The 4,028-nt window shown below is 46.1% G+C and carries 5 protein-coding genes; all 5 read left to right on the forward strand.

The features are described from left to right. Positions 1 to 316: 316 nt before the first annotated feature. The gene (locus tag BTA31_RS20580) at positions 317 to 1,630 is read left to right on the forward strand and encodes an LLM class flavin-dependent oxidoreductase (protein ID WP_076793811.1); all 1,314 of its coding nucleotides are present in this window, start codon (positions 317 to 319) and stop codon (positions 1,628 to 1,630) included. Positions 1,631 to 1,646: 16 nt separating this feature from the next. Then, positions 1,647 to 2,144 (forward strand): GNAT family N-acetyltransferase, encoded by a 498-nt coding sequence (locus BTA31_RS20585; RefSeq protein ID WP_076793814.1) that lies wholly within the window; start codon positions 1,647 to 1,649, stop codon positions 2,142 to 2,144. A 23-nt stretch (positions 2,145 to 2,167) separates the two neighbouring features. Continuing rightward, positions 2,168 to 2,962 carry an amino acid ABC transporter substrate-binding protein gene (locus BTA31_RS20590; RefSeq protein WP_076793817.1) on the forward strand — a complete coding sequence of 265 codons (795 nt, stop codon included), beginning with the start codon at positions 2,168 to 2,170 and terminating at the stop codon, positions 2,960 to 2,962. Positions 2,963 to 2,983: 21 nt separating this feature from the next. Beyond that, on the forward strand, positions 2,984 to 3,658 hold the full coding sequence (locus BTA31_RS20595) for an amino acid ABC transporter permease (protein ID WP_048355286.1): 675 nt from the start codon (positions 2,984 to 2,986) through the stop codon (positions 3,656 to 3,658). 12 nt (positions 3,659 to 3,670) lie between these two features. Next, a partial coding sequence (locus tag BTA31_RS20600) for an ATP-binding cassette domain-containing protein (RefSeq protein WP_142243761.1) occupies positions 3,671 to 4,028 on the forward strand: 358 nt, incomplete at its 3' end.

Below are 4,028 nucleotides of genomic sequence, written 5' to 3' on the forward strand. Positions count from 1 at the left end.
ATGATTTTCCAGACGGAACAATAGTTTTATTTGTTGTGAAATAAACTTAAAGGAATGTATCAGAAGGGAGCCTTCATTCGCCCGCCTAACCGGTCCGAGTTTAGAAAGGGCCATTTTTGTGAAAATCTCCTGTACGCTCCTTATTTTCTCCAATTTTCAATCTTATTTTAATTTTAAAATAAAAAATTGAGTTCATATTATTGACAAACTTTCGTGATAAATGTACATTTTGATTTATTCATATTAAATATCTAGGAATAAAGGGATTAGGTTTCGAGCTTTGCAGCCTAAAAAAATCATAAAAGGAGAAAACGTTATGAAACAAATAAAACTAGGTGTGTTTCTTGCAGGAACAGGACATCATGTAGCATCTTGGCGGCACCCGAGTGCTCCTGAAGACGCCAGTATGAACCTCGCTTATTTTAAAGAGCTGGCCAAAACAGCTGAGCGGGGCAAACTAGATATGCTGTTTTTAGCTGACAGCCTTTCAATAGACAGCAAATCACATCCGAACGTGTTAACAAGATTCGAACCGTTCACTCTGCTTTCCGCATTGGCGCAGGTGACGTCTAAAATCGGCCTGGCAGCTACCGCTTCGACTACGTATAGCGAGCCGTTTCATATTGCGAGACAGTTCGCTTCCCTTGATCATATTTCGGGCGGGCGCGCCGGTTGGAATGTGGTGACCTCTTCCATTGAATCGACAGCGTTGAATTTCAGCGGTGAGAAACATCTCAAACATCATCTTCGCTATCAGAGGGCAGAGGAGTTTGTGGAGGTTGTGAAAGGTTTGTGGGATTCGTGGGAAGAAGATGCCTTTATCAGAAACAAGGAAACGGGCGAATTCTTCGATAAAGAAAAAATGCACGAGCTCAACCATAAAGGTACATATTTTTCAGTCCGCGGTCCTCTAAATGTCGCAAGAACCCCACAGGGCCAACCGGTTATTATTCAGGCCGGCTCATCGGGAGACGGACAAGCGCTGGCTGCCAAAACGGCTGAAGTGATATTCACGGCGCAAAACCATTTAGAATCTGCTCAAGCGTTTTACCAATCGATCAAAGAGCAGGCGGCAGAGCTGGGACGCGATCCCGAGAAAATTGCGATTATGCCTGGTATTTTCCCGGTGATTGCAGATACAGAAGAAGAGGCGAAGGCCAAATATCAAGAACTTCAGGATTTAATTATTCCATCTGCCGGATTGCAAATCCTTCAAAATTATTTAGGCGGCATAGATTTGTCAGCTTATCCGCTTGACGGGCCTCTGCCTCAATTGGACGCCGATGTTTCAAACGCGGTGAAAAGCCGCTTTAAGCTTGTTCAAGAAATGGCTGAGAGAGACAATATGACGATACGTCAGCTTTATCAGTATGTCGCCGGTTCCAGAGGCCATCACATCTTTGTCGGCACTCCTGAGCAACTCGCCGATAAAATGCAGGAATGGGTTGACAAGAAAGCTTGTGACGGATTTAATATCATGCCACCTCTTCTTCCGGAAGGGCTTGAGCTGTTCGTTGACAAGGTCGTTCCGATTCTGCAGGAACGGGGGCTGTTTCGAAAAGAATATGAAGGTGCAACTTTAAGGGATCATTTCGGTTTGGAAAAACCGGCCAATCGCTATTCAAAATAAAGGAGGAGAACGTTCGATGACGCGACGATACCGAATGGCAGACGAAAGCGATGCAAAAGAGCTTCTGGCGCTCACCGAGCGGGCCTATGAACAGATACGAAGGCTGGGCATTCATTTTGCTGCAGCACATGCCGATCTGGATCTGGTCTTAAACAATATCCGGAAAAATGCGTGCTATGTCATGGAAGAAGACGGGCGGGTCATCGCGACGATTTCAATAAGAATGCCATGGGGACAGCAGCCTGGGCCGTACGGCGTCCCTCATATCTGGTGGTTTGCTGTAGACCCGGCCTCTGGAAAAAAAGGAGTTGGTTCAGAGCTCTTAGAATGGCTCGAACAGACGATCCTCCGCGATTCGCTGAAGGTTCCGTTCGTATCGCTCGGCACGGCGGATAAGCATCCGTGGCTGATCGACATGTATGAGAGAAAAGGCTATGTCCGCTCAGGGGAACAGGATTTTGGCAAAGGACACATTACGGTTTATATGAAAAAACAATTACGGACTGATCTATAACATAAAAAAGGCGGGGACATCCGATGAAAAAGAAGAAATGGATTATGCTGCTTGCTGCTGCGCTAATGACGGCGGTATTATCAGCATGCGGAAATGGAAACAGCAATGAACAAGAGAACAACGTACTGCATGTCGGTGCAACAGGGCAAAGCTATCCGTTCGCTTATAAAGAAAACGGGAAACTGACAGGTTTTGATGTTGAAGTAATGACGGCAGTTGCGAAAAAGCTTGATATGAAGCTTGATTGGAAGCTTCTTGAATTCAGCGGACTGATGGGAGAGCTGCAAACCGGAAAGCTTGACACCATTTCCAATCAAGTGGCGGTTACCGACGAACGCAAGCAAACGTACAATTTCACAAAACCGTATGCTTATGCGGGAACACAGATCGTTGTTAAAAAAGATAACAATGACATCAAATCGGTGGCCGACTTAAAAGGCAAAAACGTAGCAGCCGTCCTCGGTTCAAACCATGCAAAAAATCTTGAAAGCAAAGACCCTGATCATAAGATCAACATTAAAACATACGAAACACAGGAAGGTACGCTGAAGGACGTAGCTTACGGCCGCGTAGACGCATATGTTAACAGCAGAAGCGTGCTTATCGCACAAATTAAGAAAACGGGCTTGCCGTTGAAGCTTACCGGCGATCCGATAGTCTATGAGCAAGTCGCATTCCCGTTTCCAAAGGACGATTCGCACAATAAGCTCCGCAAAAAAGTCGATAAAGCGCTGGACGAACTGCGTAAAGACGGAACGCTGAAAAAACTTTCAGAGAAGTATTTTAAAGAAGATATTACGGTAGAACAGAAGAAATAGAAACGGCGGTGAAACACGAATATGAATACGATTGATTGGGGATTTATGATATCTGCATTCCCAGCTTTGCTTCAAGCTCTCCCGATTACCCTGTTCATGGCTGTAGCTGCCATGATCTTTGCGATCATTGGGGGGCTTGTACTCGCACTCATTACAAAAAACCATATTCCAGTGCTTCATCAGCTGTCAAAAGTGTATATTTCGTTCTTTCGCGGCGTGCCGACGCTTGTACAGCTTTTTTTGATTTATTACGGGCTGCCACAGCTGTTTCCGGAGATGAGCAAAATGACGGCTTTGACAGCCGCCATCATCGGACTTAGCCTAAAAAACGCCGCCTATTTGGCGGAAATCTTCCGTGCGGCCTTGAATTCGGTTGATGAAGGGCAGCTGGAGGCGTGCCTGTCCGTCGGAATGACGAAGCTGCAGGCATATCGGCGGATCATTCTCCCGCAGGCGGTCAGAAACGCAATACCCGCAACAGGCAACACGTTTATCGGCCTCCTGAAAGAAACGTCTTTGGCCTTTACTTTGGGAGTCATGGAGATGTTTGCCCAAGGCAAGATGTATGCATCAGGCAATTTAAAATACTTTGAAACCTATCTGGCTGTTGCGATTGTCTACTGGATTCTTACTATTATATACAGCATTTTGCAGGATCTGTTTGAACGCGCCGTCAGCAAGCCATACCGGACATAGAGGTGAAATCAGTTGATAAAAGTGAAAAATATTCGCAAAGCATTTAAGGATCTCGTCGTACTGGACGGGATTGACCTTGAAGTGAAGCGCGGAGAAGTAGTGGCGATCATCGGCCCGTCCGGCTCCGGGAAATCGACGCTTCTGCGCTGTCTGAATCTTTTGGAGCATCCTGATCAAGGCGTCATTGAAATCGGCGAAGCCAAATTGAATGCGGAAAAATTTACGCGCAAGGAAGCGCATTTGCTTCGTCAGCAAACCGCCATGGTGTTCCAAAATTACAACCTGTTCAAAAATAAAACAGCACTGCAAAACATCACAGAGGCCTTGATCACCGCACAAAACAAATCGCGGGAAGAAGCGGACCGCATCG

This window comes from Bacillus haynesii (assembly GCF_001969855.1).
GTDB lineage: Bacteria > Bacillota > Bacilli > Bacillales > Bacillaceae > Bacillus > Bacillus haynesii.

Bases quoted from the DNA above. Each gene is read 5' to 3' on its own strand.
- BTA31_RS20585 (WP_076793814.1), top strand. From the start codon at position 1,647: ATGACGCGACGATACCGAATGGCAGACGAAAGCGATGCAAAAGAGCTT.
- BTA31_RS20590 (WP_076793817.1), top strand. From the start codon at position 2,168: ATGAAAAAGAAGAAATGGATTATGCTGCTTGCTGCTGCGCTAATGACG.
- BTA31_RS20580 (WP_076793811.1), top strand. From the start codon at position 317: ATGAAACAAATAAAACTAGGTGTGTTTCTTGCAGGAACAGGACATCAT.
- BTA31_RS20595 (WP_048355286.1), top strand. From the start codon at position 2,984: ATGAATACGATTGATTGGGGATTTATGATATCTGCATTCCCAGCTTTG.